General features: G+C 47.9%; 5 protein-coding genes. All 5 read right to left on the bottom strand.

Features of this window, described 5'->3' with window-relative positions; all coding sequences use genetic code 11:
* Positions 1-1,118 (bottom strand): tryptophan synthase subunit beta (gene trpB, locus Q0191_RS04820; RefSeq protein WP_297664317.1); only part of this gene is annotated, 1,118 nt, incomplete at its 3' end.
* Positions 1,108-1,695, bottom strand: a complete 588-nt coding sequence (locus Q0191_RS04815; protein WP_297664315.1) for a phosphoribosylanthranilate isomerase — start codon at positions 1,693-1,695, stop codon at positions 1,108-1,110. The genes trpB and Q0191_RS04815, both read right to left, overlap by 11 nt.
* A complete protein-coding gene (trpC, locus tag Q0191_RS04810) occupies positions 1,682-2,449 on the bottom strand; it encodes an indole-3-glycerol phosphate synthase TrpC (protein ID WP_297664313.1) in 768 nt (255 codons plus the stop codon). Before trpC ends, Q0191_RS04815 begins: the two co-directional genes overlap by 14 nt.
* Positions 2,446-3,450, bottom strand: a complete 1,005-nt coding sequence (gene trpD, locus Q0191_RS04805) for an anthranilate phosphoribosyltransferase (protein WP_297664311.1) — start codon at positions 3,448-3,450, stop codon at positions 2,446-2,448. The genes trpC and trpD overlap by 4 nt, the downstream gene beginning before the upstream one ends.
* Positions 3,451-3,460: 10 nt before the next feature.
* Positions 3,461-3,795: glutamine amidotransferase-related protein (locus Q0191_RS04800; RefSeq protein WP_297664309.1), on the bottom strand; the 335-nt coding region annotated here is incomplete at its 5' end.

Raw genomic sequence — 3,795 nt, 5'->3', positions numbered from 1 at the left:
TCTGGTCCCAACTCCTTAGCCAGCTTAACTGCGTAAGCAATAGCGTGGCTAGACTCTAGAGCAGGGATAATCCCTTCAATGCGAGACAGGAGCTGGAAGGATTCCAAGGCTTCTTCATCCGTGACTGGGACATAAGTGGCGCGTTTGATAGCATTAAAATGAGAATGTTCAGGACCGATGCCCGGATAATCCAGCCCGGCAGAGATAGAGAAAGCTTCCAGAATCTGTCCTTGCTCATCCTGCAAGACATCCATCAAAGCACCGTGTAAAACACCTGGTCGACCTTTGGTTAAGGTAGCAGCATGTTCATCTGTATCCACGCCCCGCCCAGCTGCTTCTGTTCCATACATAGCAACTGAGCTATCGTCTACAAAGGGATAAAAGAGCCCAATAGCATTGGAACCACCGCCAACGCAGGCGACTAAAGCATCGGGTAAGGCACCTGCATTTTGCTCAGCAAACTGGCGCTTGGCCTCACGCCCAATCACGCTCTGATAGTCGCGGACAATCTCTGGGAAAGGATGGGGACCCAAAGCTGAGCCCATAATATAGTGAGTGTCATCGACCTGCGCCACCCAAGCTCGCAAGGCAGCGTTGACTGCATCCTTGAGGACTCTAGAACCATCGGTCACTGACTCCACCTTAGCTCCCAGAAGTTCCATCCGAAAGACATTGAGGGCTTGGCGCTTGACATCTTCTTCGCCCATGTAGATGGTACAGTCCATGTTGAAAAGGGCTGCAGCTGTGGCTGTGGCTACTCCGTGCTGACCTGCACCAGTCTCTGCAATGATTTTCTTCTTGCCCATTCTCTTAGCTAGAAGGACCTGGCCTAGGGCATTATTGATTTTATGGGCACCGGTATGGTTGAGGTCTTCCCGCTTCAGATAAATCTTAGCACCGCCAGCATAGGCTGTCAGATTTTTTGCAAAATAGAGAGGATTTTCTCGCCCTACATACTGCTTCAGCAACTCATCCAGCTCAGCCTGAAAGGCTGGGTCTTTTTTACTCTCACGGTAGGCTTTGTCTAGCTCTAAAACTGCTGTCATCAGCGTTTCGGGAACAAAGCGCCCGCCAAACTCACCATAAAATCCTTCTTGATTGGGTTGATTATATGCCATCTTTCACTCTTTCTATAAATTCTGTTATCTTTTCTAAGTCCTTCTGGCCGTCAGTTTCGACCCCGCTTGAGACATCAACTGCGTAAGGGGCGAAGTGCTGAATAGATTCTCGGACATTTCCTGCATTCAAACCACCGGCGATAAAGAAGGGCTGGTGGATTTGATTCTTGTCAAAAGCTTGCCAGTCAAAGGTCTGACCACTACCAGCAAGTGGTGCATCAAAGAGCAGGTAGTCCGCTTGTTGGCTGACATCTTTTAATGCTCCCTTGACCTGATAAGCTCGAATAACCGGACGGCCGATCTGAGTCAAAAGCTCTTCATCAAAATCGCCATGAATCTGCACCAAATCTAGATTTGCCTCTGAAATAGCTTCCTGTAGCTCCGACAAGCTCGGAGAGACGAAAACTCCTACCTTTCGGACAGCAGGCGGCACCAAGACAGCTAGCTTCTGAGCTTGCTCCAAACTGACCCTCCGACGGCTCTCAGCAAAGACAAAGCCAATGTAATCTGCACCAGCCTGACATGCAGTTTCCACAGCGCTGGCCGTTGATAAGCCGCAAATCTTAACCTTTGTCAATTTTCAGCTCCTTGATTTTTTCTGCTACATTCTCAGCTTGCATCAGGGCTGTTCCGACTAAAACCGCATGGAAATAAGGAGCTACTAGCTCAGCATCTTCCTTGCTGAAAATAGCGGACTCAGATACGTAAACCCTGTCATCTTTGAAATGGGCAGACAACTGGAGACTGGTATTGATATCTGTCTCAAAAGTAACTAGATTGCGGTTATTGACACCGATTATCTGTGCTCCTATTCTATGGGCAATTTCCAGCTCCGCCAGATTATGGGTTTCGACCAGAACTTCCAAGCCTAAACCCGTCGCAAAATCATAGAGTTCTTGCAGCCGCTTTTCAGGCAAGGCAGCCACAATCAGAAGAATAACTGTCGCTCCAGCATTGCGGGCGCGAACAATCTGCTTTTCATCAATGATAAAGTCCTTATTGAGGGTTGGAATGGTCACTTGACTAGAAATCTCTCTCAGGTAATCCAGATGTCCTTTGAAGAAAATCTCATCTGTCAGGACCGAAATCATAGCTGCACCGCATCGTTCATAAGTGCGGGCTTGCTCCACAATATCCACACCGAGATTAATATCTCCCAGACTGGGGCTGGCTTTTTTGACTTCAGCAATCAGCTGCAGCTCTTGAGGGTGGTTTTTGAGATACTCATAGAGGGAATAGGTCGAGCGCAGAGGTTGCAGCTCTTCATAGGACATAGCTGCGACTTCCTGCTCTTTTTGCTTTAGAATGGTCGGGAGAAATTCTTTGCTCATTTCTGATACTCCTGTAGTTGCTTGAGTTTTTCATAGGCTGCGCCACTAGCGATCACTTGGCGGGCCAAAGCTATTCCTTCTTCTATGCTGTCTGATTTCCCATTAGCAAAGAAGCCTAGACCTGCGTTCAGAACTGTCATTTCCAGATAAGGGCTGGCTTGATTTTGCAGGACAGATACCAGAATATCTGCATTTTCCTTGGCATTACCTCCACGAATTGCTTCAAGAGGAATTTCTTCCATGCCAATGTCTGACGGTAGAAAGCTGTGCAGGCTGATCTCCCCATCTGCCAGCAAAGCATACTGGGTACGGCCATGAAGACCGGCTTCATCTAGACCATCTGGACCCGACACGACCACTGCGCGCTTGCGCCCCATGTTTTTCAAAACCTCTGCCGTGCTCTCTAGCATATCCGGCCGGCTAGTGCCCAAAAGCTGGGTTTCTAGAGCTATAGGATGGATGAGCGGTCCAGTCAGGTTCATGATAGTGGGAACACCTAGACTGAGACGAGCTGGCATGATATATTTCATAGCTGGATGAAGGTTTTTAGCAAAAAGAAAGACTATCCCCGTCTGATCAAAGATCTTACCCAAGCTGGCTGTATCCATGTTTAGGTTAATCCCCAAAGCTTCTAAAACATCAGCTGAGCCTGATTTAGAGGTAATGGATCTATTGCCGTGCTTAGCCATCTTGATCCCACCACCTGCTAATACGAAGGCCGCTGTGGTCGAAACATTGAAACTAAATGATCTGTCACCACCAGTTCCACAATTGTCCATGGCTGTGCGAATTGTAGTCGGGATCTGCGGAGTATGGCCTCGCATGGCCTGAGCTAAGGCTGTCCGTTCCTCTACTGTTTCCCCTTTCATCTTGAGAGCCAGCAAAAAGGCCGCAATTTGTGTTTCCGTTACTCTTCTAGTAACGATGCGCTCTAGCACATCTGACACTTCAGAGCTACTTAGATCCTTAAAATCTGCTAGTTTTGCTATAATTTCTTTCATAATTCTTCCCCTATTTTACTAAGTCGATGAAATTCTTGATAGACGACAAGCCGTCCGGCGTACCAATACTTTCTGGATGATACTGAAATCCATAAATGGGCAGGCTCTTGTGCTGGATGGCCATGATCGAGTTATCATCAGCTGCCCGTGCCGTCACTTCAAAGTCCTCTGGCATCTCCTCAATCAAAATCGAATGATAACGCATGACTGGCCGTCCATCTTCTATCCCTTGATAGATAGGAGATTTTCCCTCAAAACGCAGAATACTTTGCTTGCCGTGCATAACCTTCGGAGCCAATCCTAGCTTTCCGCCAAATACTTCTGCAATGGCTTGATGCCCCAAGC

Source organism: uncultured Streptococcus sp. (assembly GCF_938036805.1).
Classification (GTDB): Bacteria; Bacillota; Bacilli; order Lactobacillales; family Streptococcaceae; genus Streptococcus.
Note: the sequence above shows the minus strand (reverse complement) of the source record. Positions and strands in the feature narration are given on the sequence as shown.

What these genes read in the sequence shown, in the direction of transcription:
- trpD (WP_297664311.1), bottom strand. Translation starts at nt 3,450, where the DNA reads ATGAAAGAAATTATAGCAAAACTAGCAGATTTTAAGGATCTAAGTAGC.
- trpC (WP_297664313.1), bottom strand. Translation starts at nt 2,449, where the DNA reads ATGAGCAAAGAATTTCTCCCGACCATTCTAAAGCAAAAAGAGCAGGAA.